Source organism: Streptomyces sp. SID13031, from assembly GCF_010548305.1.
GTDB lineage: Bacteria > Actinomycetota > Actinomycetes > Propionibacteriales > Kribbellaceae > Kribbella.
In genome coordinates this window covers 1-24,831 of the sequence record NZ_JAAGLV010000034.1, presented here as the reverse complement: position 1 = coordinate 24,831, position 24,831 = coordinate 1, and the positions used below count along the sequence as shown (strand labels likewise).

General features: G+C 67.0%; 21 protein-coding genes. 10 read left to right on the top strand and 11 right to left on the bottom strand.

The genetic code is table 11. The features are described 5' to 3' along the window. Nucleotides 1-185: 185 nt before the first annotated feature. Complete coding sequence (locus G3I17_RS38365) at nucleotides 186-1,631, bottom strand: hypothetical protein (RefSeq protein WP_164604174.1); 1,446 nt, start codon at nucleotides 1,629-1,631, stop codon at nucleotides 186-188. 244 nt (nucleotides 1,632-1,875) lie between these two features. Between G3I17_RS38365 and G3I17_RS38360 the strand changes: the two genes are divergently transcribed. After that, nucleotides 1,876-2,223 carry an SH3 domain-containing protein gene (locus G3I17_RS38360; protein WP_164604172.1) on the top strand — a complete coding sequence of 116 codons (348 nt, stop codon included), beginning with the start codon at nucleotides 1,876-1,878 and terminating at the stop codon, nucleotides 2,221-2,223. A gap of 78 nt (nucleotides 2,224-2,301) precedes the next feature. Here the strand turns inward: G3I17_RS38360 and G3I17_RS38355 are convergent, their stop codons facing one another. The 4 genes from G3I17_RS38355 to G3I17_RS38340 form a co-directional block, all read right to left on the bottom strand. After that, on the bottom strand, nucleotides 2,302-3,612 hold the full coding sequence (locus G3I17_RS38355; protein WP_164604170.1) for a pitrilysin family protein: 1,311 nt from the start codon (nucleotides 3,610-3,612) through the stop codon (nucleotides 2,302-2,304). Further along, nucleotides 3,609-5,837 carry a polyribonucleotide nucleotidyltransferase gene (locus tag G3I17_RS38350; protein ID WP_164604168.1) on the bottom strand — a complete coding sequence of 743 codons (2,229 nt, stop codon included), beginning with the start codon at nucleotides 5,835-5,837 and terminating at the stop codon, nucleotides 3,609-3,611. The genes G3I17_RS38355 and G3I17_RS38350 overlap by 4 nt, the downstream gene beginning before the upstream one ends. 298 nt (nucleotides 5,838-6,135) lie before the next feature. Then, nucleotides 6,136-6,408 carry a 30S ribosomal protein S15 gene (gene rpsO, locus G3I17_RS38345; protein ID WP_164604166.1) on the bottom strand — a complete coding sequence of 91 codons (273 nt, stop codon included), beginning with the start codon at nucleotides 6,406-6,408 and terminating at the stop codon, nucleotides 6,136-6,138. A gap of 173 nt (nucleotides 6,409-6,581) precedes the next feature. Next, nucleotides 6,582-7,541, bottom strand: coding sequence for a bifunctional riboflavin kinase/FAD synthetase (locus G3I17_RS38340; protein ID WP_164604164.1), 960 nt, complete (start codon nucleotides 7,539-7,541; stop codon nucleotides 6,582-6,584). Nucleotides 7,542-7,661: 120 nt separating this feature from the next. Here G3I17_RS38340 and G3I17_RS38335 point away from each other — a divergent pair, with 120 nt between their 5' ends. After that, nucleotides 7,662-8,708 carry an SGNH/GDSL hydrolase family protein gene (locus G3I17_RS38335; RefSeq protein WP_203591328.1) on the top strand — a complete coding sequence of 349 codons (1,047 nt, stop codon included), beginning with the start codon at nucleotides 7,662-7,664 and terminating at the stop codon, nucleotides 8,706-8,708. A 98-nt stretch (nucleotides 8,709-8,806) separates the two neighbouring features. Here G3I17_RS38335 and G3I17_RS38330 read toward each other — a convergent pair whose 3' ends face one another. From G3I17_RS38330 to G3I17_RS38320, 3 genes are all read right to left on the bottom strand, one after another. Beyond that, nucleotides 8,807-9,685, bottom strand: a complete 879-nt coding sequence (locus G3I17_RS38330) for a hypothetical protein (protein WP_164604162.1) — start codon at nucleotides 9,683-9,685, stop codon at nucleotides 8,807-8,809. Further along, nucleotides 9,682-10,254: an RNA polymerase sigma factor gene (locus G3I17_RS38325; RefSeq protein ID WP_164604160.1), complete on the bottom strand. Its 573-nt coding sequence runs from the start codon at nucleotides 10,252-10,254 to the stop codon at nucleotides 9,682-9,684. The genes G3I17_RS38330 and G3I17_RS38325 overlap by 4 nt, the downstream gene beginning before the upstream one ends. A 166-nt stretch (nucleotides 10,255-10,420) precedes the next feature. After that, nucleotides 10,421-11,305, bottom strand: coding sequence for an NAD-dependent protein deacetylase (locus G3I17_RS38320; RefSeq protein ID WP_164604158.1), 885 nt, complete (start codon nucleotides 11,303-11,305; stop codon nucleotides 10,421-10,423). A 103-nt stretch (nucleotides 11,306-11,408) separates the two neighbouring features. Here G3I17_RS38320 and G3I17_RS38315 point away from each other — a divergent pair, with 103 nt between their 5' ends. Then, nucleotides 11,409-12,617: an MFS transporter gene (locus G3I17_RS38315; RefSeq protein WP_164604156.1), complete on the top strand. Its 1,209-nt coding sequence runs from the start codon at nucleotides 11,409-11,411 to the stop codon at nucleotides 12,615-12,617. A 70-nt stretch (nucleotides 12,618-12,687) separates the two neighbouring features. Here the strand turns inward: G3I17_RS38315 and G3I17_RS38310 are convergent, their stop codons facing one another. Beyond that, on the bottom strand, nucleotides 12,688-13,962 hold the full coding sequence (locus G3I17_RS38310; RefSeq protein ID WP_164604154.1) for an aspartate aminotransferase family protein: 1,275 nt from the start codon (nucleotides 13,960-13,962) through the stop codon (nucleotides 12,688-12,690). An 87-nt stretch (nucleotides 13,963-14,049) separates the two neighbouring features. Between G3I17_RS38310 and G3I17_RS38305 the strand changes: the two genes are divergently transcribed. The 6 genes from G3I17_RS38305 to G3I17_RS38280 all read left to right on the top strand — a co-directional run bounded on the left by G3I17_RS38305 (nucleotide 14,050) and on the right by G3I17_RS38280 (nucleotide 20,959). Beyond that, nucleotides 14,050-14,949, top strand: a complete 900-nt coding sequence (locus G3I17_RS38305; RefSeq protein WP_164604152.1) for a LysR family transcriptional regulator — start codon at nucleotides 14,050-14,052, stop codon at nucleotides 14,947-14,949. A gap of 71 nt (nucleotides 14,950-15,020) precedes the next feature. Next, entirely contained in the window at nucleotides 15,021-15,947 is a 927-nt protein-coding gene (locus G3I17_RS38300) for a sigma-70 family RNA polymerase sigma factor (protein WP_164604150.1), read from the top strand. Nucleotides 15,948-16,038: 91 nt separating this feature from the next. After that, nucleotides 16,039-16,953, top strand: a complete 915-nt coding sequence (locus tag G3I17_RS38295) for an alpha/beta hydrolase (RefSeq protein WP_239063323.1) — start codon at nucleotides 16,039-16,041, stop codon at nucleotides 16,951-16,953. Nucleotides 16,954-17,007: 54 nt separating this feature from the next. After that, nucleotides 17,008-18,936 carry a potassium transporter Kup gene (locus G3I17_RS38290; protein ID WP_343238555.1) on the top strand — a complete coding sequence of 643 codons (1,929 nt, stop codon included), beginning with the start codon at nucleotides 17,008-17,010 and terminating at the stop codon, nucleotides 18,934-18,936. Nucleotides 18,937-19,211: 275 nt separating this feature from the next. After that, complete coding sequence (locus G3I17_RS38285) at nucleotides 19,212-19,565, top strand: hypothetical protein (protein WP_164604146.1); 354 nt, start codon at nucleotides 19,212-19,214, stop codon at nucleotides 19,563-19,565. Continuing rightward, nucleotides 19,562-20,959: a hypothetical protein gene (locus G3I17_RS38280; protein WP_164604144.1), complete on the top strand. Its 1,398-nt coding sequence runs from the start codon at nucleotides 19,562-19,564 to the stop codon at nucleotides 20,957-20,959. The genes G3I17_RS38285 and G3I17_RS38280 overlap by 4 nt, the downstream gene beginning before the upstream one ends. Nucleotides 20,960-21,048: 89 nt before the next feature. Here the strand turns inward: G3I17_RS38280 and G3I17_RS38275 are convergent, their stop codons facing one another. Both G3I17_RS38275 and G3I17_RS38270 read right to left on the bottom strand, forming a co-directional pair. Then, nucleotides 21,049-22,722, bottom strand: a complete 1,674-nt coding sequence (locus tag G3I17_RS38275; protein WP_164604142.1) for an alpha-amylase family protein — start codon at nucleotides 22,720-22,722, stop codon at nucleotides 21,049-21,051. Beyond that, a complete protein-coding gene (locus tag G3I17_RS38270) occupies nucleotides 22,719-23,687 on the bottom strand; it encodes a TIGR03885 family FMN-dependent LLM class oxidoreductase (protein WP_164604140.1) in 969 nt (322 codons plus the stop codon). Before G3I17_RS38270 ends, G3I17_RS38275 begins: the two co-directional genes overlap by 4 nt. A gap of 61 nt (nucleotides 23,688-23,748) precedes the next feature. Here G3I17_RS38270 and G3I17_RS38265 point away from each other — a divergent pair, with 61 nt between their 5' ends. After that, complete coding sequence (locus G3I17_RS38265; protein WP_164604138.1) at nucleotides 23,749-24,618, top strand: alpha/beta hydrolase; 870 nt, start codon at nucleotides 23,749-23,751, stop codon at nucleotides 24,616-24,618. Nucleotides 24,619-24,831: the final 213 nt, after the last annotated feature.

Below are 24,831 nucleotides of genomic sequence, written 5' to 3'. Positions count from 1 at the left end.
GGTCGAAACTGGCCATGTCAACGTTGTCAGCGACAAACCAGATCCACGTAACAAACGCGTTACCATAACGAGACCTCAGAGCACCCCGGGCACACCAAGCGCACCACAGTCAAGAACTTGCGCCTCCTACCCCAAGTCATCAGACGTCAGCGAGGTCGGTGACTTTTTGTAGTTGCGCGATCCCTCTACTGGCGTGCACTGCTCAGGATCGAGGCCGGAAGGTCGAGCCACCACCCGGCGGCAGTGCGAACAGCCGGCGAAGTGGGGTCCTCGCGCAGCCGTGCCAACACTGGCGCGGTACCGGTCATCCCGGCGCTGTAGACGAGACCTCGCAGCACAGCGACCCTCGGCGCAGACGATCGATGCACCGTCTGCGCGGCGATCGCGGAAGCCCAGAACTCGTCCGGGGTGCGTCCGCCGAGGTGGCAGAACGAATAGGCAGCGGTCGCGGCCAACGGCTCGGGGATCTCGGGAGAGACTGTCAGCCGTTCGACGAGCCGGCGCTCGGCGCTGCCTCCGACGATTCGTAGCGCATCCAGCAACGCAGTCGCCCAGCCCAGGCGCAGGCCGCTGGGGTGCCGGAGTTCCGCCGCCACCGCGGCCGCCGCCGATGCGCGGTACGGCGACGCTGCGATGGTGCTGGCCGCCGACAACCGGCTTCCGGGGCACAGCGAGAACAGCATCTCGGACACGAGCTGGGTCAGGATTACGTCCTCGGCCGGGACCTCCAGCGGCGCCTGGATCCTGGTCATCACCCGGCGCAGGATGACGGTACGGCGTTCGTGGTCGAAGCTGGAGTGCTTCAACTGGGCCCGGACCGGCAGCGCTCGGGCCCGACTGGTGTCCCGCAGGATGGCTCGGCCCAGTCGGATGGTTCCGGCCGAGTCCGGGCAGTCGCGCAGGTCGTGCAGAACGATGGCGATCCGCTGACGCTGGTCCGGACCGAAATGGCCGGCCCGGATCTTGCGGACGGATGCGAGCAGAGCCCCGGCCTGGGCGCCGGAGTTGGTCGGGCGTTCCAGTTGGCGCAAGACAGCGGCGCTGGCGTCGTGGTGATCGCTGCCGTCGAGCGCACTCACCGCCTCGATCGCCATCTGATTCCGGGAATCCAGGGCCGCTTGGACGCAGGAGTCGATGGCGGCCGGGCGCGACCCGGCGTACGCGAGCAGCCGGCCCATCGCCTCGTACCGCTCGTGCCAACGCAATCCGTCGGCCAATTGGAGTTCAGCCAGGAGCCGATCGGAGAGCTGGGCCCAGAGTGAGCGTGGCAGGTAGGTCGCCTGGCCGTTGCTCGTGAGCGCGTAGGTCAGGCGGTCCCAGTCGCTGCCCCGCATGATGGCACCAGAGCAGGCCCGGTCCAGCAGGTCGTCGACCGCGTCGGTCCGGACCCGGCGGATCAATGCCGGGGCGCTGACGATCGTGTTCGACCAATGCCGGTTCACGGTGTCGATCACCGCGACCAGACCATTGCGCGGCAAACCGAGGACCACCTCGTAGCGGCGTACGGCGCCGTAGCCAACGGCGACCGCACCGCTCTCCCACCGGGAGATGGTCGAGGCGGCGACGGCTGGCCGGCCCGGGCCGGCCAGCACCCGGGCGAACGCCGTCAGAGTCCGGTCGGCGCCGAGCACCCGGTGAGACCGAAGCAGCCAGCCGATGCGCCGGCGCGATGTCAGGTCTCCCGCTCTCCCCCACTGCGTCATCTCGTCCCTCTGCGTCGGAGCGACCAGAAATAGCACCGAAGCACAGAAAGTGCAAGACCTCTTGCACAGCGTCAGCAACCGCGGAAATCAGCCGCCGCGAGCCGGGTCGATAAGCAAGCCTTCCCAGCAGAGTCGCCGCGGCCGCGGCGGCGCCGCCCACAGGAGGTCAGTCATGCCGCTCCGCGTGATCCCAACCGTCGCAGCCCTAGCCCTGGGCGCCACCGCGCTGCTCGGTCTGCCGGCCAGTGCCCAGGCCGCACCCCAGCCCACCGCTCAGGCAGCAGGATCCCCCCGGGTCGCCGCAGCGACCTGCTTCTACGAGGTCCAGGCCGAGACGAACGTTCGCAGCCGCCCGTCTACCAGCGGTCGCATCCTCCGGGTGAAGTACAAGGGAGAGGTGGTGTCCGGCCCGTGCAACCACTGGCAGCACGTCTACGCCGATGGCTACTGGTGGGCCCAGGTCTACCTCTCGGACGGCACGATCGCCTACATGATCAGCAAGAACCTCGCACCGTTCTGAGTCCTCTGGTCCTGGCACCCGCTCCGAAGCAGGTGCCAGGACCCAAGCGGAGACCCCTCGCGCCTGAGCAGGTGAAACTCAGACGGTGAAGAGGGACTTGTTGTCGAAGGGGCCCATGACGGTGAGGGTTTGGTCGCCGGCGTAGAGCTCGGCGGCCAGGTCTGCCACGTCGGCGAGGGTGACCGCGTCGATTCGGTGCAGGATCTGGTCGACTGTTGGGAGTTCGCCGTAGACGAGCTCGGCCTTGGCGATGCGGGTCATCTTGGCGCCGGTGTCTTCCAGGCCCATGACGACCGAGCCGCGCATCTGGCCCTTGCCGCGGAGCAGTTCGTCGGGGGTGATGTTGCCCTTGGCAATATTCGCCAGCTCGGCGCGCACCACCTCGAGCACCTCGGGCGCCTTCTTGGGCAGGCAGCCCGCGTAGACGCCGACCATGCCGGAGTCTGCGTACGCCGATCCGAAGCTGAAGACCGAGTACGCGAGGCCACGCTTCTCGCGGACCTCCTGGAACAGCCGTGACGACATCCCGCCACCGACGATCCCGTGCAGCACGCCCGCGGCGTACCGGCGCTCGTCGTTGCGGACCAGCCCGGGCATGCCGAGCACGAGATGCGCCTGCTCGACGTCGCGGTGGTGGACTTCCACTCCCCCGTACGTCGGAACGCGGCGCTTCGCCTCCGGACGTACCGGCGTCGGCTCTGCCTCGGTGTTGACCCAGTGGCGCTCGAAGGCCTTGCGGACAAGGCGAACCACGTCGGAGTGCTCGACGTTGCCGGCGACCGAGACGACGATGTTCTCGGGCAGGTAGCGACGGCGGTACCAGCCGCGCACCTGGCGAGGAGTCAGGCCGGCCACCGATTCCGGCGTACCGGTGATCGAGCGGCCGAGTGGGGTCTCACCCCAGAGTTGTTCGGCGAACAGATCGTGGATGTGGTCCGACGTCTCGTCGGCGTGCATCGCGATCTCTTCGTCGATGACGTCCCGCTCGCTCTCGATATCCGCCTCGGCCAGCGTCGCCGAGGTGATCATGTCGCAGATCACGTCGACCGCCAGCGGCAGGTCGGAGTCGAGCACGCGGGCGTAGTAGCAGGTGTACTCCTTGCCGGTGAACGCGTTCATCTCGCCACCGACGGCGTCCAGGGACGCCGAGATCTCCATCGCGTCGCGGCGCTCGGTGCCCTTGAACAGCAGGTGTTCGAGGAAGTGCGTCGCGCCGGACAGGTGGACCGGCTCGTCGCGCGAGCCGACGCCGACCCACACGCCGAAAGTGACCGAGCGGAAGCCCGGTACGGACTGGGAAAGCACGCGGAGCCCGGAGGGCAGGACGGTCCGTTTGACCGGACCGCCCTCCTCCGGGCTCAGCAACGTGCTGGTGATGGCACGTGTCACTCGGCGGGAGCGACCTCTGCGTCATCGGACTTCTCGTCGGCGCTGTCTTCGCCTTCGACGACCGGGATCAGCGACAGTTTGCCGCGATCGTCGATCTCGGCGATCTCGACCTGGAGCTTCTGGCCGACGGACAAGATGTCCTCGACGGCCTCGACCCGCTTGCCACCGGCCAGGCCGCGCAGCTTCGAGATGTGCAGCAGACCGTCCTTGCCGGGGAGCAGGGAGATGAACGCACCGAAGTTGGTCGTCTTGACGACCGTTCCCAGGTAGCGCTCGCCCTTCTCCGGCATGGTCGGGTTCGCGATCGAGTTGATCATCGCGCGCGCCGCCTCGGCCGACGGGCCGTTCGTCGCACCGATGTAGACCGTGCCGTCGTCCTCGATGGAGATGTCGGCGCCGGTCTCGTCGGTGATCTGGTTGATCATCTTGCCCTTCGGGCCGATGACCTCCCCGATCTTGTCCACGGGGACCTTGACCGAGATGACCCGCGGCGCGAACTCGCTCATCTCACCCGGGGCGTCGATGGCCTTGGCCATCACGTCGAGGATGGTCAGGCGGGCTTCCTTGGCCTGGGTCAGCGCGCCGGCGAGAACGCTCGCCGGGATGCCGTCGAGCTTCGTGTCCAGCTGGAGGGCCGTGACGAAGTCCTTGGTTCCGGCGACCTTGAAGTCCATGTCGCCGAAGGCGTCCTCGGCACCGAGGATGTCGGTCAGCGCGACGTACTCGAGCTTGCCGTCGACCTCACCGGAGATGAGGCCCATCGCGATACCGGCGACGGGGGCCTTCAGCGGCACACCGGCCGAGAGCAGGGACAGCGTCGAGGCGCAGACCGAACCCATCGAGGTGGAGCCGTTCGAGCCGAGCGCCTCGGACACCTGACGCAGCGCGTACGGGAAGTCCTCACGCGACGGCAGCACCGGCACGAGGGCGCGCTCGGCGAGAGCACCGTGGCCGATCTCGCGACGCTTCGGCGAACCGACCCGGCCGGTCTCACCGGTCGAGTACGGCGGGAAGTTGTAGTTGTGCATGTAGCGCTTGCGCGTCTCCGGGGAGAGCGTGTCGAGCTGCTGCTCCATCCGGAGCATGTTCAGCGTGGTGACACCCATGATCTGGGTCTCGCCGCGTTCGAAGATCGCGGAGCCGTGCACGCGCGGCAGCACCCGGACCTGGGCCTTGAGCGGGCGGATGTCGGCCAGACCGCGACCGTCCATCCGGACCTTCTCGGTCAGCACCCGGTTGCGGACGAGCTTCTTGGTGAGCGAGCGGAAGGCTGCGGACAGCTCCTTCTCGCGACCCTCGAAGGCCTCGGCCAGCTTGGCGACAACGGCGGCCTTGACGGCGTCGGTGGCGTCATCGCGGTCGTGCTTGCCGGTGATCGTGAGGGCCTGGGTCAGCTCCTCGGTCGCGGCGGACTCGACGGCGGCGAAAGCGTCGTCCTGGTAGTCCGGGAAGACCGGGAACTCGCCGGTCGGCTTGGAGGCCTTGGCCGCCAGCTCCGACTGCGCGTCGACCAGGGTCTTGATGAACGCCTTGGAGGCCTCGAGGCCCTGGGCCACGACCTCCTCGGTCGGCGCCTGCTTGCCGGCGGCAACGGCGTCGAAGGTGCCCGGGGTGGACTCGGCCTCGACCATCATGATCGCGACGTCACCGGCGTCGGTGACACGACCGGCGACGACCATGTCGAAGACGGCGTCAGCGAGGTCGGTGTGGGTCGGGAACGCGACCCACTGCTTGTCGATCAGGGCGACGCGGACGGCGCCGATCGGGCCCGAGAACGGCAGCCCGGCGATCTGGGTGGACATCGACGCGGCGTTGATCGCCAGTACGTCGTACAGCGTGTCCGGGTTGAGCGCCAGGACCGTGATGACGACCTGGATCTCGTTGCGCAGGCCGGAGACGAACGACGGCCGCAGCGGGCGGTCGATCAGCCGGCAGGTCAGGATGGCCTCCTCGGAAGGGCGGCCCTCCCGGCGGAAGAACGAACCCGGGATCCGGCCGGCGGCGTACATCCGCTCTTCGACGTCCACCGTCAACGGGAAGAAGTCGAACTGGTCCTTGGGCTTCTTGCTGGCCGTGGTGGCCGAAAGCACCATCGTGTCGCCGTCGAGGTAGGCGGCGGCGGAGCCGGCGGCCTGCTGGGCCAGACGGCCCGTCTCGAAGCGGATGGTGCGGGTGCCGAAGCTGCCATTGTCGATGACGGCTTCAGCGAACTCTGCGCCCTCCATGGGCGCGTTTGTGGATCCCGACACGGGATACCCCTCTCGTCACTTGAGACGACTGTGAGGCGCGAGTCTCCCGGGGGTGTGCCGGTCTTCGATCGAGGCCCGCGGGTGCCGCGCTCTTGTCTTGCAGCGCTGTCCCGAAGGCCACTACCGAGGACCGGTCGTCGGCCGGTACGCGTCTCGCGTCGTCTCGTTGTCGTTGAATATTCAGTTGTCCCGTACTTCCGTACGGATCCGTACTGCCTACATACGGATACGCGAGAAGCGGCCACCCGAATGCGGGAGGCCGCTTCTCACGAGGTCATCGGCGAAGGCCGAGCCGCTCGATCAGGGACCGGTAGCGGTTGATGTCCTTCTTCGAAAGGTAGTTCAGCAGCCGGCGGCGCTGACCGACCAGGAGGAGCAGACCACGACGGCTGTGGTGGTCGTGCTTGTGCTCCTTCAGGTGCTCGGTCAGGTCCGCGATACGGTGCGTGAGGAGCGCGACCTGGACCTCGGGGGAACCGGTGTCGCCCTCGGTCAGGGCGTACTCGCCGATGATCTTCTTCTTTGCCTCAGGATTGGCTGACGACACGTGTGATCCTCTCGATGTCCGTTGCGCGGCGCACCGGGGCTTATGTCACCCGGGCACTCTCGATCCGCGGCCGTTCAGACGGCAGCGCCAAGGATATCAGCCTGTGGACGGATCCCTAATTCGGTGGCCCCTAGCGGGTGTCGCTTCAGTGCCGACGCGACACCCGCTAGGGGTCACGAGGTAAGAAGTCGGCGTGCCCCGTCGACATCGAGCTTCATCTGGACGAGCAGGTCGTCGATGGTGTCGAAGCGGATCTGGCTGCCACGCAACCGGGTGACGAAATCGATCGCGACCCGGGAGCCGTAGAGCTCCAGATCGTCGCGGTCGAGCACATACGACTCCACCCGGCGGTCGACCCCGTCGAAGGTGGGATTGCTGCCCACGCTGATCGCGGCCGGCAGCGGTTCGGCGTACTGCGGAGCGCCGGGCGCCGGGTCGAGCACGGTCAGCCAACCGGCATACACGCCGTCCAGCGGGACCGCTGAGCCCGGTACTGCGGGGATGTTGGCCGTCGGATAGCCGAGCTCGCGACCGCGCTTGTCGCCCTCGATGACGACTCCGGTGACCCTGAGCGGCCGCCCGAGCGCCTCAGCGGCGCCTTCGACGTCACCCGTGGCGATCAGCTCACGGATGTACGTCGACGACCAGGGCTGCTTGTCGCCCGCCAGGCTCAGGCCCTCGACCTGGAAGCCAGCGGCCGCGCCTGCCGCGACGAGTGTGTCGACGTGCCCCGCGGCCTTGTGGCCGAAGCGGAAGTTCTCCCCCACCACGACCGCCTTCGCGTGCAGGGCGCCGACGAGCACCTTGTCGATGAACTCCTGCGGCGACCAGTGCGAGACGTCCATGTCGAACGGCAGGATCAGTACCGCGTCCGCGCCGGCCGCGCCGAGGAGCTCGGCGCGCTGGGTGGGTTCGCTGAGCATCGCGGGGGCGTGCCCGGGCCGCAGTACCGACATCGGGTGCGGGTTGAAAGTCATCGCGACCACCGGCAGGCCACCCAGCTCGGCAGCGCGCGCCTTGGCGTGCCGCAGTACCTCCTGGTGACCGCGGTGCACGCCGTCGAAGTTGCCGATGGTGACGACCGACGGCCCGAAACCCGGGTCCACCTCGTCCAAGCCGCGCCAGACATGCATGAGAGAAGGATTCCATGTTCGGTCGGGACCTCGTGCAACAGGTCCCATCGTCACCCCTTGTAATCACCCGGTGACTCAACTTAGGGTGGGGCCGCAATCTTTCGCACCCTCGGAGGTCTTGTGAGAGTTCAGCGTCTCGTCGCCACCTGCGCCTCGGTGGCACTCGCCGGTTCGATGTCCGTCACGAGCACCGCTCAGGCTGCCGCCCCTGCCTTCGCGCCAACTTCCTTCGCACCTGTCACCTTCAGCAAGTACGTCGCACTGGGTGACTCCTACTCCTCGGCGCCGCTGGTGCCGCTGCCCGACATCCTGTCGCTGGGCTGCCTGCGGTCCGCGAACAACTACCCCAAGCAACTCGCGGCCCAGTTGCGGGTGACGTCGTTCGCCGACGTCAGCTGCGGTGGCGCTGACACGACGAACATGACGCAGCCGCAGGCAACTCCGCTGGGCACCTTCCCACCGCAGCTCGACGCGCTGAGGTCCGACACCGATCTCGTTACCGTCGGGATAGGTGGCAACGATTTCGGAGTCTTCGGCGACGTCACCGGGACGTGCCCGGGGCTGCGAGCTGCGGACCCGGCCGGATCGCCTTGCAAGAAGCACTTCACCGTCGATGGGGTCGACACGCTGGCGACGAAGATCGTCCAGACGCAGGCGCGGATCACCGAGGTGGTGAAGGGGATCAAGCTGCGCTCGCCGCGCGCAACCGTAGTACTGGTCGGGTATCCGAAGATCGCGCCGGAGAAGGGCGTCTGTCCTTCGATCCTGCCGTTCTCGGACGGCGACTACGCCTATCTGTACTCGGTCGAGCAGAAGCTCAACCAGGCGGTCGAAGGTGCGGCGAAGGCTGGTGGAGCTGTCTATGTGGACACCTTCGGGCCGTCGACCGGGCATGACGCGTGTGCTCCTGATGGGGAGGCGTGGATCCAGGGCAAGGACATCAACCTGCTCCGGGCGCTGAACTACCACCCTCGGTATGAGGGTCAGGCTGCGGTGGCGTCGCTGACCTACAAGAAGCTGACGGGCAACAAGGAGACGGTGACACCGGCCGAGCAGGCGCAGTGGGCGTCGGAAGCTCGCGAAGTCAGCCGCAAGGCCGCCAAGACCAAGTCCAACCCGGCCACCAAGGCCTACCTGGACCGCCTACGGACCAGCGCGCAACGCTGACCCTTTCCAATCCGTACGGCGGACACCGGACCAGACCCCTCCACGCAAGGGGCTCTGGTCCGGTGCTTTTGTACTCCCCAGAGCTCATCGTCGGGCGATCACCAGCCCCAGGCGAACCCGCGCTTGCACTGGCTGGGCGTGGGCCTGGGCTTCTCGGCGTTGGAGTAGACGACCTTTGTGCCTTCGGGGTTGGTGTAGCAGCTGTCGATCCGCGCCTGCTCTTCCCGATAGGTCTTCGGGGTCGCGAAGACGAGCTTGCCGCTCGCGTCGTAGCCCTGAACGGTGGACTGCTGCGGTGAATCGGGCTTGGGTTCCCCCACAGTGGGCTTGCCCTGCTTCATCGGGGCGAAGAAGAACCCGTTCCGCAGAATGGCCTCGGTGCCCGGTCCGCCGTCAGATGCGACAGTGACGCGAGTTACGGACTTGGTGTAGGTCCCTCCGCCGACGGCACCCTTGTCGACCTGTTCCCTCATGACCCAACTGCGGTCGCCGCTGGCCCGGATCCATTCCGTCGGTTTCCCCGTGGCACCGAAACCACAGACCCTGAAGCTGGTTTTGTAGTTGAGGACAACCCAGGCGGTCGCATGGGTGCCGGCGGGAGGATTCACCCACTTGAACGCGTCCGCCACGGTGTAGACCCGGGCTGGATAGGGATCCTTGCCCTCCGGGCCTTGGCATGCTTTGACATAGTTTTTCTGCTCGGCAGCGGTCAGCGGCTCGACGGCTGGTTTCGCAGGGCCGGCGTCCGCCCCGGACACCGGCGGCTGATCCTTGTCGCCGCGCAGAGCCGGTACTCCGATCGCGAGTCCGGCGGTGACCGCGACGACTGCCGCGGCGGCGGCGAGCGGGACGAGCCGACGGCGAGGCGTGGCCTGAGCAGACTCATGATCGACGATGGCGATCAACTCGTCGCGCTGCCGGTTGCGAGTGGCCGGGCGGAGGTCGTGGTCCGGTGGCGGAGTGAGCTGGGTGTTCATGACTGAGCCTCCACGGAGGGAACTAGGTTGAGCTCTCGCAGGTGCTTGCGGGCTCGCGACAAACGGGACTTGACCGTGCCGATCGGGACGTCCAGCGCGACGGCGGCCGCCTGCTGGTCGAGGCCGGCCCAGATGCAGAGCTCAACGATCTCGCGCTGCTGCTTGGGCAGCCGCTTCAGCGACTCGCGAGCGACGCGGATCCGCTGGTCGTCGTCGATCAGGCCGGCCACTTCGTCGGCATGGTCGCGGACGTGTTCGGTCAGCAGGCCGGCGGCCGCGATCGCCCGGCGATACCGGGCCTTGGAGCGCCACTCGTTTCGCACTGTGTATTCCGCCACCCGGTACAGCCAGGGCAAAGCGGAGTCGCGGTCGAGGACGACCTCGCTACGCCGCCGCCAAGCGTGCAGGAACACCGCCGAGGTCAAGTCCTCGGCGTCACTCCAGGAAGCGGTCCGGCGGTAGAGGAAGTTGTAGATCGGCCGGGAATGCCGATCGTAGAGCTGAGCGAAAGCCGCCGAGTCACCCTCGGCGGCTCGCTCCCACAGATTCCGGTCACTGCTCTTCGCCATAGCCAGACCATCGTGCCCCGCCTGCAGGGCTAACACCGGCTGGTTCCCGTCAGATTGCCGCGCATCCGCGCTCCCATCTCGTATCGAACCCGACTGCGTTGTATCCGGGTTGTGTCCGAGAGAGCGGAAAGGTTCCCACCAGCTGTGGCGTCGGCAACCGTCAGCCTCAGGCGAGAGTGCCTGACAGGGTGGTCAGGGCTTCGCCCAGAGGCAGGTTCACCCGTACTGCGGCGTACGGGTCGCCTCGGGTCAGGCCCTGGTTGATGATGAGGACTGGTTTGCCGGCCTTGGCGGCGTAGCGGACGAAGCGGAAGCCGGACATCACGGTGAGGGATGAGCCGAGGACCAGTACTGCGCGGGAGTTGTCGATCAACGAGTAGCAGCGCTCGACGCGGGGCTTGGGGACGTTTTCGCCGAAGAAGACGACGTCCGGCTTGAGCAACGATGAGCCGCAGTTGGTGCAGTCGACGAGGTGGAAGTCCTTCACGACCTCTTCGGGGAGTTCGACGTCGCCGTCGGGGTTGATCCTGGTCGCCTCGCCCTCGAAGACCGGGTTGGCGTCGCGGAACCGGCGGTCCAGCTCCTCGCGTGGGGTCGTATCGCGGCAGGCCAGACAGATCACCCGGTCGAGGTTGCCGTGCAGCTCGATGACGTCTCGCGCACCGGCCGCGCCATGCAGCCCGTCGACGTTCTGGGTGATGACGCCGTCGAGATACCCCCGGGCCTGCAACGCGGCAACCGCTCGGTGGCCGGCATTGGGGTCGGCCCGAGCGATCGTCCGCCACCCCAGATGGCTCCGCGCCCAATACCGCTGCCGCCCGGACTCGCTCCCGACGAAATCGGCGTACGTCATCGGCGTGTGGGTCCGCAGACTCCCCGTCTCACCCCGGTAATCAGGAATCCCCGACTCGGTCGAGATCCCCGCCCCACTGAGCACCACCACTCCCCCATTACGAACCACGTCGACGACGGGCGCAACGTCCGTAGTACCGGGCCCTAGGGAAAGGACATCAGCACCAGGAGACCAGGTCAGTGTGGGGCGGGAACGCACTCCTCCAGAGTACGTGGGTGCCGGTTCGGACGGCGAGACGGTGGAATTGGCGGGTGGGTGGGCGGATAGGGTTTGGGGACTGTCGGGCTGTTGAGGGAAGCTGATGTTCGAGCGGTCCGGGTCTGCGCTGGGGATTGTTGCTCGGTCGCCGTTCTATCGGGCGGCGTTCTTGTCGTTGCTGATCTCCGGGATCGGGGTGTCGGCGGCGACGCCTCAGCTGACGCTGTTTCTGGTGCGTGAGCTCGGTACTCCGCTGCCTGTCGCCGGTCTGTACTACGTGACGAACCTGGCCGCGCCGGTAGCCGGATACCTGGTCGGGCGATGGTCTGACCGGACTCCTGATCGGCTGGTCTGGTTCCGGGTGTGCGCGGTGATCGGGGCCGTCGGGTGGCTTGCGATGGCGTCGGCGAAGACCGTCTGGCTGCCGTTCGTGATCAGTGCGCTGGCGTTGAGTATCTCCGGTGGGGCGATGGCGCAACTGTTCGCGGCTTGCCGGGACGAGCTGAGCCGGCATCCGACGTCCGCCGACAACCGCGTCGTCGCGGCCATCCGGATGGCCTTCACAGTCGGGTGGATGGTCGGCCCTGTTCTAGGCAGCTGGTTCGGCGGCGTCTTCGGGCTGCGCGCGCTGTTGGTGGGGACCGCTGTCTGTGGCTTCGCGCAGCTGATCCCGTTCGGCCGGCAACGGATCGAGCGGTACCAGGACCTGGCCCTCCCGTCTCGACCCGTGAGCCGCCGCCGGATCGACCACATGATGCCGTTGCTGGTCTTCACCGCGGTCTGCGTGCTGGCGATGACCGGCGACACGATCAAGTTCGGCTATCTCCCCATCTACATGGCCGAAGACCTGCACCTGTCCGACTCGATGCGTGGCGCGGTGATCGGGATCCAGCCTCTGCTGGAGTTGCTGTTGCTTCCCGTGGTGGCCCGCCTGGCCGACCGATTCGGCGCGATGCCCGTCATGACCGGCGGAGCCGCGCTCGGTCTGGCCGGCAACCTCGCCTACGCAACCAGCCACTCGGTCGCCACACTCTTCCTAGGCCAAGCACTGACCGCCGGCCTCTGGGCCTGCGTCGGCGCCCTCGGTGTGTCGATCGCTCAAAGCCTTTACCCCGAAGGCGTCGGCACCGCCTCCGGCGTCTTCCTCAGCGCCATCCCGGTCAGCTCAGCCATCGGCGGCGCGATCGGCGGCATCGGCGTGGCAGCCATCGGCCTCCCCCAGGTCTTCTTCGTACCGGCTGCCCTGACCACCCTCGCCACCGTGGCCTTCGTGGTCCTCAGTACCCGACCCCAGCCAAGCGGACCCGCATAGTCCGCCCGACCGAGGCCGTAAGAGCCGGGGCCGTAAGAGCTTCAGCTGATGTGGAAGGCCGGCGCTCAGGTCAGCCTCGCCCGCTGTCGGTCAGAGCCTGGTCCAGGATCTCCAAGCCGAGCGAGAGCTCTTCTTCGGTGGCAGTCAGCGGTGGAGCGATGCGGAAGACTCCGCCCATGCCGGGGAGCTGGACGATGTTCATATGCAGGCCGAGTTCGAGGCAGCGGCGGGTGACCTCGGCTCCGAGCTCATCGGCGCCTTCGGCAACCAACTCCAGGCCGACCAGCAGCCCCCGGCCGCGGACGTCGCCGATGACGGAGTGCCGGTCGGCGAGGGTGTCGAGGCCCTGGCGGAGGAAGGCGCCCAGCTTGGCGGCGCGCTCGCCGAGGCCGTCGCGGATCAGGACGTCGAGGACGGTGTTGCCGACGGCCGCGACCAGCGGGTCCGAGACATGGGTGGTGAAGAAGAGGAAGTCGCGCTCGTGCGCGGCCGCCTCGATCTCGGCGCTGGTGATCACGGCGGCGATCGGCAGACCGGCCCCGAGCGTCTTCGACAGGGTGAGGATGTCCGGTACGACGCCGTCGCGCTCGAACGCGTACCAGGTCCCGGTCCGGCAGAGCCCGGTCTGCGCCTCGTCGAGGATCAGCAACATCCCCCGCTCGCGGCACTTCTGCTGCAGTGCGGCGAGGTACCCGACGGGTGGTTCGAGAATCCCGCCCGAACTCAGGATCGGCTCCACGATGCACGCGGCAAGACTGCCGACGGACTGCGCGTCGATCAGCTCGAACCCGAAGTCCAGCTGGCGCTTCCAGTCGAGTGAGCCGTCCGCGGTGGTGAAGTCGGGCCGGAACGTATTGGGCGCCGGGATCGCGAAGTTGCCCGGCGAGGCCGGCCCGTACCCCTTGCGGCCGTGGCTGTAGGTGGCGTTGGCGGCCGCCTGCGTCATCCCGTGCCAGGATCGGGCGAACGAGACGATCTCGTGTTTGCCGGTGACCAGCTTGGCCATCCGGATCGCGGCCTCGTTCGACTCCGCGCCGGTCGTCAGCAGCAGTACCTTCTCCAGCGGGTCGGGAAGCGACTCGGCCAGCCGGCGCGCGAGATCAACCACCGGCCGGCTGAGCATCCCGCTGAACAGGTGGTCGAGGGTGCCGATCTGGCGTTGCACGGTGGCGACGATGTCGGGGTGTGAGTGGCCGAGGATGGCGCTCATCTGGCCGGAGGTGAAGTCGAGGATCCGGCGGCCGTCCTCGGTGTAGAGGAAGCTGCCCGCCGCGCGGTCGATGAGGTCGGGGCTGAACGCCCCCGGCCCCTGGTAGCGAACGAGATACCGGTCGATTTCTGTCATATCTCGACGCTAGATTCCACTCCACCGTCAGGTCCAGCACACGTTTCCGCACTTGCTGTTCGGCAAAACTGCACAAGAATGACCGGTATGACGCTCAACCCTTGGCGGCTCCGGCTGCTGAACCGGCTGGAGACCCATGGCACGATCCGCGCGGTCGCCACGGCTCTCGATCTGAGCCCCTCGAGCGTGTCCCAGCAGCTCGCGTTGCTCGAAACGGAGACCCGGACCAAGCTGCTCGAGCGCACCGGGCGACGGGTCCGGCTCACTCCGGCCGGGCTGATCCTGGCTCGCCGGGCGCAGGCGATCCTCGACCACATGGACGCCGTCGAGGCCGAGCTGCGGAGTTTCGGCACCGAACCGGCCGGCCTGGTCCGGCTCGGCGCGTTCCAGAGCGCGATCCACACGCTGGCCACCCCCGCGGTGACTCGCCTCGCCAAGTCGTACCCGCACCTCGAGATCCAGGTACTGGAGCTGGAGCCGCACGAGAGCCTGCCCGCGTTGCGCAGCGGCGACGTGGATCTCGTCGTCACCACCACGGACTTCGTCGAGGCGCCGCTCGGGCCGGATCTCGATCTCGTCCCGCTGACCACCGACCTGATCGTGCTCGTCATCCCGCCGGACCACCCGACCGCCGGCCGCGGACCGGCCGACCTCGCGGCGTACGCCGACGAGCCGTGGGCCTTCGACCGTCCCCAGTCGTACATGTCCAACCTGACGACCCGACTCTGCCGCCAGGCCGGGTTCGAGCCCAGGGTGGTCGGCCGGTTCAGCAACTACTCGACGCTGCTGCGCCACGTCGAGGCCGGCCTGTCGATCGCGATGCTGCCCAGCCTCGCGGTCGATCCCCGCTATCGCGTCGCCACCCGGCCCCTCGTAGTACCGGTCCCCCGGGCGATCACTGCCGTCGTACGCCGGGGTGCGCCGCCTCGCCCGGCCGTACTGGCCGTCCTGGAGGCTCTCCGCCGAGCCGCGCCCGAGCAGGCTTGAGGCAGGCTCCCCCAAGGCCCTCGCGATCGTTGCCGTGAGCATGGATTGAGTGGACTGCGACAATTGGCTCCATGAGCCTGATCGTCGAGAGCAGCGACTCGCAGCTCACCCGCAGCGCACAGGCTGGGGACGTCACCGCTCTGGGGCTACTCCTTCAGCGGCACCAGGCCGGGATGCGGGCGGTGGCGCTGAGCCTGCTCGGGTTCGGCCCCGACGCGGACGACGCAGTCCAGGACGCTTCGCTGCTCGCATTGCGGCGGATCGGAGATGTGCGCGACCCGGCCGCGGTGGGGCCCTGGCTGCGGATGATCGTCCGCAACACCTGCCGGACCCGGCTGCGTTCCACTCATCCGCTGCAGTCCATCGAGAACCTGCCGCTGGTTTCGACCGACCCGACTCCCGAGCAACTCCTCGATCGGCACGTCTTGAAGGACTGGATCTGGCGCGCGATCGAGGAGCTGCCCGCGCCGATCCGGATGGCGGTCATGTTGCGGCATTTCAGCACCAGCGTCACGTCGTACCAGGAGATCGCGGCGGCCTGCGGCGTACCGGTCGGCACGATTCGCAGCCGGCTCAGCCAGGGGAGAGCCAAGCTGGCTGAGGCTTTGCGGGCCACCGCGGATTCGGCGTACGGGGATGCCGCGGCGCTGACCGAGGCCAGCCGGCAGGAGGGGCTCGAGACCTTGGCGGAGGCCGAGCGAGGCCGGTTCGGCGATGTGCTGGCTGAGCGATGGTCGCCGACGGTCGCCCTGCGGTTCGGTGGCATCCAACCGATGATCGGGTACGACCTCCTGCTGCGCGGCATGGAGGGCGATCTGGAGGCCGGCGTCCATCAGCGCCTCCGGCACGTCGTCGCCAGCCGCGACATCGTCATCTGGGAGACGGATCTGATCAGCCCGGCGGACGATCCCGAGCACTGCCCGCCGGCCGCCACCTGGCTGATGACGCTCGACGGCGGGCTGATCCGGGAGTTCAGGCTGTACCACCCCGTCGCTTGACCTTGGTGGCGCAGGTCACAGCGGCGGGTTTGAACTTCGCCGTCGCGTCCGCGTCCTGTCGGTGTTCATGACCACCACCGACGGAGCTGTGATGACGAACCTTGACTCGAACCCGCTCGCGACGGGCACGCACACCATCGAACTGAACGGCATCACCCAGCGGTACCACGTCCACGGCACCGGCCCGGTGTGCGTCGCGCACTCGGGCGGCCCGGGCGTCTTCTGGGAGTACCTGCGGATGCCGCAGGCCGAAGAGCACCTCACGATGGTCTACGTCGAGCCGATCGGCACCGGCGGCTCCGGGCGCCTCGCCAGCCACCCCAACGGGTACACCCGCGACCGGTACGCCGAAGCTCTGGACGGCTTGCTCGACCACTTCGGGACCGGCCCGGTCTATCTGCTGGGCCACTCGCATGGCGGGTTCGTGGTGCAGCGCTATGCGCTCAAGCACCCCGAGCGGCTCGCCGGGATCATCCTGTACGACAGCGCGCCGCTCACTGGGCCTGAGCACGGCGCCGAGTTGATGCGCAACGTCGAAACGTTCCTCGCCAGGAATGCCGGCAACCCGGATCTTCCGGAGGTCCTGGGCACGCTGAAGTCCATCTCTGCCATCTCGACCGACGAGGGGATGACCGCTGCACTCGCCGGCATCATCCCGCTGTACGTCGCCGACTACTGGAACCGGCAGGACGAGTTCGTCCCGCTGCGAGCGCAGGTGAGCGGCACCTACATCTCGGGAGTCGACGAGCACGGCGTACCGGATCTGATCGACGACCGCGGGGTACTGGGGTCCATCAGCCTTCCCACCCTGGTGATCGTCGGCCGGTACGACCCGATCTGCGGGCTGCGGTGGGCCGAGGAGCTCCACAAGCTGATCCCCGGTTCGGAGCTGGCGATCCTGGAGCACAGCGGCCACTTCGGCCACCTCGAGGAGCCCGAAAACTTCGCCCGGGCCCTGGAGCGATTCACCCGTAGCCGGTCAACGGCCGCTACCTCGCCAGCCTGACCACTCGCAGGGCGCCTTCGTCGTCGGCTCACGTTCGGATGGTTCAATGCGGTGGTGACACAGACCGCAGAGGCAGAGCACCGGCCCGCCGTGAAGACGGCGAAGGTGGCCCTCATGCTGGGCGCCCTGGGCGTCGTGTTCGGCGACATCGGAACCAGCCCGATCTACACCATCCAGACGGTCTTCAACCCCAGCGATCCGCACCCGGTCGCCGCGTCGACCGACAGCGTCTTCGGGATCATCTCGCTGATCTTCTGGTCGGTGACGATCATCGTGACGGTGAAGTACGTGCTGCTGGTGTTGCGTGCCGACAACGACGGTGAAGGCGGCATCCTGGCCCTGATCACCTTGATCCGAGGCCGGGCCGTTCCCGGTGGTACCCGGACGAAGGTCATCCTGGCCGGCCTCGGGATCTTCGGCGCCTCGCTGTTCTTCGGCGACAGCATGATCACGCCGGCGATCTCGGTGCTGTCCGCGGTCGAGGGCCTCAAGGTGGTCGAACCCGGGCTGGACCACCTCGTCGTACCGATCACCGCGACGATCATCCTGGTCCTGTTCTCGGTCCAGCGACTGGGCACCGCGCGGATCGGGCGCTCCTTCGGCCCGGTGATGGTGGTCTGGTTCACCGTGATCGCCGCAGCCGGTATCGGCGGTATCACTCAGCACCCGCAGATCCTCAAGGCGCTGTCACCGACGTACGCGATCGGTTTCCTCACCGGGCACTTCTCGATGGCGTTCTTCGCCCTGGCCGCGGTCGTCTTGTCCATCACCGGCGCCGAGGCCCTGTACGCCGACCTCGGCCACTTCGGCCGGGGACCGATCAGCCGGGCCTGGCTCTTCATGGTGTTCCCGGCCTGCATCCTGAGCTACCTCGGTCAGGGCGCGCTGGTGCTGTCAGATCCCACCGCCATCAGCAGCCCGTTCTTCCTTCTTGTACCGGACTGGGCGCGCCTGCCGATGGTCCTGCTCGCCACCGCCGCGACGGTGATCGCCTCGCAATCGGTGATCACCGGTGCGTTCTCGGTCGCCCACCAGGCGGTCCAGCTGGGGTATCTGCCCCGGCTGCGCATCAAGCACACGTCCGAGGAGACCATCGGGCAGGTCTACGTGCCGTGGATCAACTGGGCGCTGATGATCTCGGTTCTCACGCTTGTCTTCGCCTTCCAGACTTCCGCGGCACTCGCGTTCGCCTTCGGTATGGCCGTCACCGGCACGATCACCATCACCACGTTGCTCTTCTTCTACATCGCCCGGCGCCAGTGGCGTACGCCACTCTGGCTCGTCATCGGCGGGGCCGCTGTCTTCCTCACCGTCGAATTGCTCTTCCTGGCGGCCAACCTGACCAAGCTCGCCCATGGCGCCTGGCTACCGCTCTTGATCGGGATCACGGTGTTCACCGTGCTGACCACCTGGCAGCGCGGCCGGGAGTTGGTGACGCGTCGACGGGAGAAGCAGGAGGGCCCGCTCCGCGACTTCGTCGACCATCTCCACGAGTCCTCGCCACAGCTGCAGCGGGTGCCCGGTACGGCGGTGTTCCTGAACCGCGGCAAATCCAGCGTCCCGCTCGCGATGCGCGCCAACGTCGAGCACAACCACATCCTGCACCGCCACGTCGTCATCTTGTCGATCGAGACGCTGCCGGTCCCGTACGTCGCGACGGCAAACAGCGTCACCGTCGACGACCTCGGCTATCTCGACGACGGAATCATCCACGTCGCCGCCCGCTTCGGCTACATGCAGACCCCCGACGTACCAGCGGCCCTGCAACTGGCAGCCGAGCAAAGCCCCGAGCTGTCCCCCGACCCCAACGACACCTCGTACTTCCTCTCGACCATCGAGCTCGGCCTGGGCGACGCCCCCGGCATGACGCGCTGGCGCAAACGCCTCTTCGTCGCCACCGCAAGCATCAGCGCCGACGCCGCCGAGTACTTCGCCCTCCCCCGCGACCGCGTAGTCATCATGGGCTCCCGCATCGACGTCTGACCACCCCTGCCTGCCTCCGAACTCCCCGGTGGCAGGCGGTTCATCTCAGGCACTCCCACGCCCGCCGCATCGAACCGTTGGATCAAGCCAGGGCATTGACCCCGAACTGCTGCTGCTGTCAGGCTGCGCGAACGCAGCGCTGGTGACACGGTCGCCAGTACGTCGAAAGGTCGCTTGATCTTCAAGCCGGGGGAATCGATGCCGCAGAATCACTCTGCTCGACCAATGCCTACGGCACTGCCCCAGACAGCTGCTCAACTGCTGAGGGAAAAGTCATGACCGTCGAGGCATTCTGGGACAGCAGTGACGACGAACTCTTCGCACGCCTGGGAGCCGGGCTGCTCGGCGAAGGTCTAGGAATCTCACCAGACGAACAGGAGAGCCATCGCCGGTTCGGTATGACCTGGTTCGCCAACAAGCGGCGTGACTTGCAGCAGATCGTTTGCCACGCCGAGGTGATGCAGGGCTTGCTCGGCACATCCAGATCAGATCGGATCATCGATGCCGCGGCGGTGTACGAGTTGCTGCAGGAGAATGGACACGATCCCGTCAATGCAGCAGTGCTCGCCGTGCTGATCGCCCGAGTCGGTCTCGGGGCCTTCTGCGCGACCGCGCCGCCGAAGTCATGAGCGCCGAGACGATGGCCGAGCGCCGGTACCGGGTTCTCGAGCCGAACCGTGCCGTACAACTCGAGCAGATGAAGGCCGAGCTGGCCAGGCTCGGTGATCGCCGCTCACTCAGAAGGCTGAAGCTGATGGAGGCAGGATTCAAACTGTTCGACCGTGGCCGCTTCGCCAACCCCATGAACGGAATGCTGCAGGCGAGCACGTTGGGCGTCAAACAGGCGATGATCGAGATCGGTGCCGACCAGGACAAGGTCGCCAGTGCTTTCGTCGGCTCCTCGCTCCGCGAGGATGTGGCGGCTCAGATGACGCCTTTCAGCGATGGCTCTGGTCTGGCGGTGATGTCCGATGCGGTACTCAGCCTGGTGCTCTACTACAGCCAGTACGCCGGCGCGGTGCTCGCTGATCCGTCGCCTGGTCAGCCAAAGAAGTTCGGGCCTGACCGCGGCACAACTGACCGTGGCAACACGGAGGTCCTGACCGGGCTCCTGCGCTACTACAACGTGCACCAGCGCGTCTTCGGCGTGGCCGGCAAGCTGGGATGGCGTACTCCGCGGGGAGCGTCGAGGACGAGCCGTACCGGCGTCCACGCACTGCGCTTTGTCCTCGCGCACGAGCTGAGCCACCACGTACTCGGTCACGACTCGGCGCTGAGCGGATTCTCACCCGGTGAACATCTGCCGGTCTGTTCGGGGAATCAGCGGTTGGAGCTCGACGCCGACGACTTCGCGTACCGGGCGGTCCAACGCGCCGCTCACAACGATCGTCCAGGTTCGGCATCGGCGGACGACCCTGCCGCGATCACCGGCGCGTTGATAGCGATGATGGCGATCCACTCCACCGAGCGCGCGCTGTTCGTCCGCCGCGGCTGCACTCACCCGCCGGCCAGTGTCCGAGCTGAATATCTCCTGCATGACCTCAGCCCCGAACTTCAGGACTATGCGGAGTCGCTCAGCACGGAACTCCTGAGCGCGACTGAGGGCTCGTCCATGTTCTCCCCCGAAGCCGAACCGTTCGACTGGGCCTGGTACGCCGCATCACGCAAGATCGATTCGTCTCATCCGGACGACTACCTGCAGCACATCAACACGCTGGACCAGATTCAGTGCTTCTCTGTAGATCGCCTGGTCGAGGCGACGAGCACCGCCAGTATCCCGAGCCCGGCCGAGGGCGCCCCCGAGGCTGCGGCGGGCAATCTGACCAGAGCGCTAGAGCTCTGGGGCCTCACCGAGGCAGACAGGCATCGACTGACCGATCCCGGGCAGGCGTTGACCTTTCACACCCTCTACAAACTCCTCCAGTCGCGGTTCCAGGAGCAGGGCCTACCGCACGGCGAGCACGTCTCGATTTCGCTGGTAACCGCGCAGCTCCTCAGTAAGTCAATCGCTCCGACCGTTTGAACCGCGTCACCGCTCGTCAGCACGGCGCCGCCCCGCATCGATCGCGTGATGCACCTGCTCATTGGTACGGCGCAACCGCTGCCGTAGTCCTAGATGAGGTACCGGTCCTCGGGGCGCAAGATTCGTAGCCAGCAGCAACCGTACGGGGCTATCTGGTGTTTCAGCGTGCCGTCTACCGCGACCGGGAAGGTCTCGCCCGTCAGGAGGTCGGCGGCTCGGAGGCCCGCGCTGGCGCCCGCGATGGGGAGGGTGACGGATGCGGCAGTAGCGGAGAAGTTGTGGATCGCGATCACCGAGCCGCCTTCGTAGTCCGATCGATGGGCGAAGACCGCCGGTGAATCGAGCTCCAGGATCGTGCAGTCACCCCAGGAGAGCTCAGGCGTCTCGCGATACCGCTGGATGAGCAGCTTGATCCAGCTCAGCAGGGATGAAGGGTCCCGGCGCTGGTCGGCGACGTTGACGTGCTCCGGCGAGAGGTCGCCCTCGACGACCGGGCCGGCCAGGCGATCGGGGTCCGCCGTGGAGAAGCCGCCGTTGAGTCCGCTGGTCCACTGCATCGGCGAACGTACAGCGTTCCGTCCTTCCGCCTTGAGGTTCTCCCCCATGCCGATCTCCTCGCCGTAGAAGAGCACCGGCGTGCCAGGCAAGGAGAAGAGCAGGCTGTAGACCATCTTGATCCGCGCCGGATCGTTGCCGAGCATCGGAGGCAACCGCCGGCGGAGCCCACGACCGTACAGCTGCATGTCCTCGTCCGGACCGAAGGCGGCGAAGACCTCTTGCTTCTCGTCCTCGGTCAGTTTGTCCAGCGTCAGCTCGTCGTGGTTGCGCACGAAGGTGCCCCACTGAGCTTCCTCCGGCGGAGCGGGCCGCTCGCGTAACGCCTTCACCAGCTCGGCCGGGTCGGACCGCGCCAGCGACAGGTACATCTTCTGCATGCCGATGAAGTCGAAACACATCGTCAGCTCGTCACCGTCCTCGTCACCGAAGAACTCGCGCGTCTGCGGATAAGGCAGATTGACCTCGCCGAGCAGAACGGTCTGACCATTGCGACGACTCATGAACGCCCGCAGATCACGCAGGTAGTCATGCGGATCGGGCAGCTTCGCCGCATCCGGAGAACCCTTCGTGTCGAGCAGGAACGGCACCGCGTCCACCCGGAACCCGGACAGCCCTAGCTGCAGCCAGAACCCGATGATCTTGAGGATCTCCTCGCGCACCTCAGGATTCGCGACCTCCAGATCGGGCTGATGCTTGTAGAACTGATGCAGGTAGTACTGCCCCGCCTGCTCGTCGTACTGCCACAGGCTGTCCTCCTGGTCGGGGAACACGATCCCCTCGTGCTGATCCGCCGGCGGCTGATCACGCCAGACATACCAGTCCCGGTACTTCGAATCGCGCGACGCCCGAGCGCTCTTGAACCACGGATGCTGGTCGGAGGTGTGGTTCACCACCAGGTCCGCGATCACCCGGATCCCCCGGTCCTGCGCGAGCGTGATCAGCTCGACCAGGTCGCCGTGCGTACCGAGTCGCCGGTCGACGCCGTAGAAGTCGGTGATGTCGTACCCGTCGTCGCGATCCGGCGTCGGATAGAAGGGCATCAGCCACAGGCAGGTCACCCCCAGCTCGGCCAGGTGATCGATCCGCTGCGACAACCCGCGGAGGTCACCCCGCCCGTCGCCGTCGGTGTCGAAGAAGGTCTCGATGTCCAGGCAGTAGACGACGGCGTTCTTCCACCAGACGTCCGCGGTCTCGGTCAGCCTCACGGGCGGGTCACCTCCAGTTGCGGCAGGACCTTCTCGCCGAAGACGTCGAGGAACTCCGACTGCTCCTTCCCGACGTGATGGAGATAGATCGCGTCGAACCCCAGTCCGGCGTACCGATTGAGCCACTCGGCATGCTGCCCCGGATCGGACGAGATCCGTACCGCCTGATGCATCGCGTCAGGCGCGACGTGCTCGGCCGCTTGGTCGAAACCTTCCGCCGTCTCCGTGTCCCAGCAGAACGGCGGCGCGAACACGTTGGACCGCCACTGGTCATGCGCGATCCGCAGCGCCTCGTCGTCGTCCCGGGTGTAGCTCAGATGCACCTGCAGATTCACCGGGCCACGTCCACCATTGTCCTTGTACGCCGAGATCATCCGGCGCAGGTGATCGTCGTCGGCGGCGATCGTGATGAGCCCGTCGCCCCAACCCGCAGCCCACTTGGCTGTCTCCGTGGAAACCGCGGCGGCCAGTAGCTTCGGCGGGGCCGACGGCCTGGTCCACAGCCTGGCCCGATCGACCGTCACCAGCCCGTCGTGACTCACTTCCTCGCCCTGTAACAGTTTCCGGATCACCCCGACACACTCTTCGAGGCGCTGGTTGCGCTCGGACTTGCGAGGCCAGCGCTCGCCGGTGATGTGCTCGTTGCTCGCCTCGCCGGTACCGAGCGCCGCCCAGAACCGGCCCGGGTACATCGAGGCGAGAGTGCTGATCGCCTGCGCGATGATCGCCGGGTGATACCGCTGCCCAGGAGCGTTCACCACACCGAATGGCAACCCGGTCGCCTGCAACGCGGCCCCCAGCCAGGCCCACGCAAACCCGGACTCCCCCTGCCGCTCACTCCAGGGGCTGAAGTGATCCGAGCACATCGCAGCCGTGAAACCCGCCTGCTCGGCCCGCACCACCGCCGCCAGCAGGTCGGCGGGCGGGACCTGTTCGTGAGAGGCGTGAAAACCATAGACAGTCATGCCTCCCCGTGCCCGCTCACCGGATAGCTACACGGTGCATCGACCGGGGTACCAGCCTTGTATGTTCGATGGGTTTCAGCTGGAGCGGGTCAAAGTCGGCGAGGTCAGTCTCCGGGTGCGCCACGGCGGCTCGGGTCCAGCCGTGGTGCTGCTGCATGGTCATCCCCGGACGCACACGACCTGGTACCAGGTTGCGCCCGCGCTGGCGACGGAGTTCACCGTTGTCTGCCCTGACCTGCGCGGGTACGGGCAGTCGGACAAGCCCGCCGCGGACGAGGCGCATACGCAGTACTCGAAGAGATCCATGGCTCAGGACGTCGTACGACTGATGACCGAACTCGGACACGAGCGCTTCGCCGTCGTCGGGCACGACCGCGGCTCGTACGTCGCCTACCGCACCGCGCTCGACCATCCCGACCGCGTCAGCCAACTGGTCGTGATGGATGGCGTACCGGTGGTCGAAGCGCTCGAGCGCTGTGACGACAAGTTCGCCGCGATGTGGTGGCACTGGTGGTTCTTCGCCCAGACCGCCAAGCCGGCCGAGCGAGTGATCTGCGCGGACCCCGAGACCTGGTACAACGCCTGGACCTCGAACGGCCCCGACCACCTCGGCCCAGAAAACCACGCCGACTTCCTGGCCGCCATCCGCAACCCAGCCACCGTGCACGCAATGCTCGAAGACTACCGAGCCGGCCTAGGCGTCGACCGCCAAGCCGACGAGGCCGACCGCACCGCCGGCCGCCAAATCACCTGCCCCACGCTGATGCTCTGGTCAACCCAAGACGACATGGAAGACCTCTACGGCAACCCCTTGGACGTCTGGCGCCCCTGGTGCCCCCAAATCACCGGCCACGGCATCAACTCCCCCCACCACATAGCCGAAAACGCCCCCAAAGAACTGGTCCAAAGCCTCCGCGACTTCCTCCTCTGACGTACGAAACTCCCCACGCCTGCCGCTCATTCGGACCCGTCTGCCAGTCGGGGGAGCGCCGGGCGGGTTCAAGGGAAACTTTTTGTCGGTGAAATCAGGTGGTGGTTGCAACGCTGGTTAGGTCGTTGATGAGCAAGCTAGCGAACATTTCGCGTGGGGTGTGGTAGCCGAGGCGTTTGCGGGGTCGGTCGTTGAGTTCGTCGGCGACGGCGG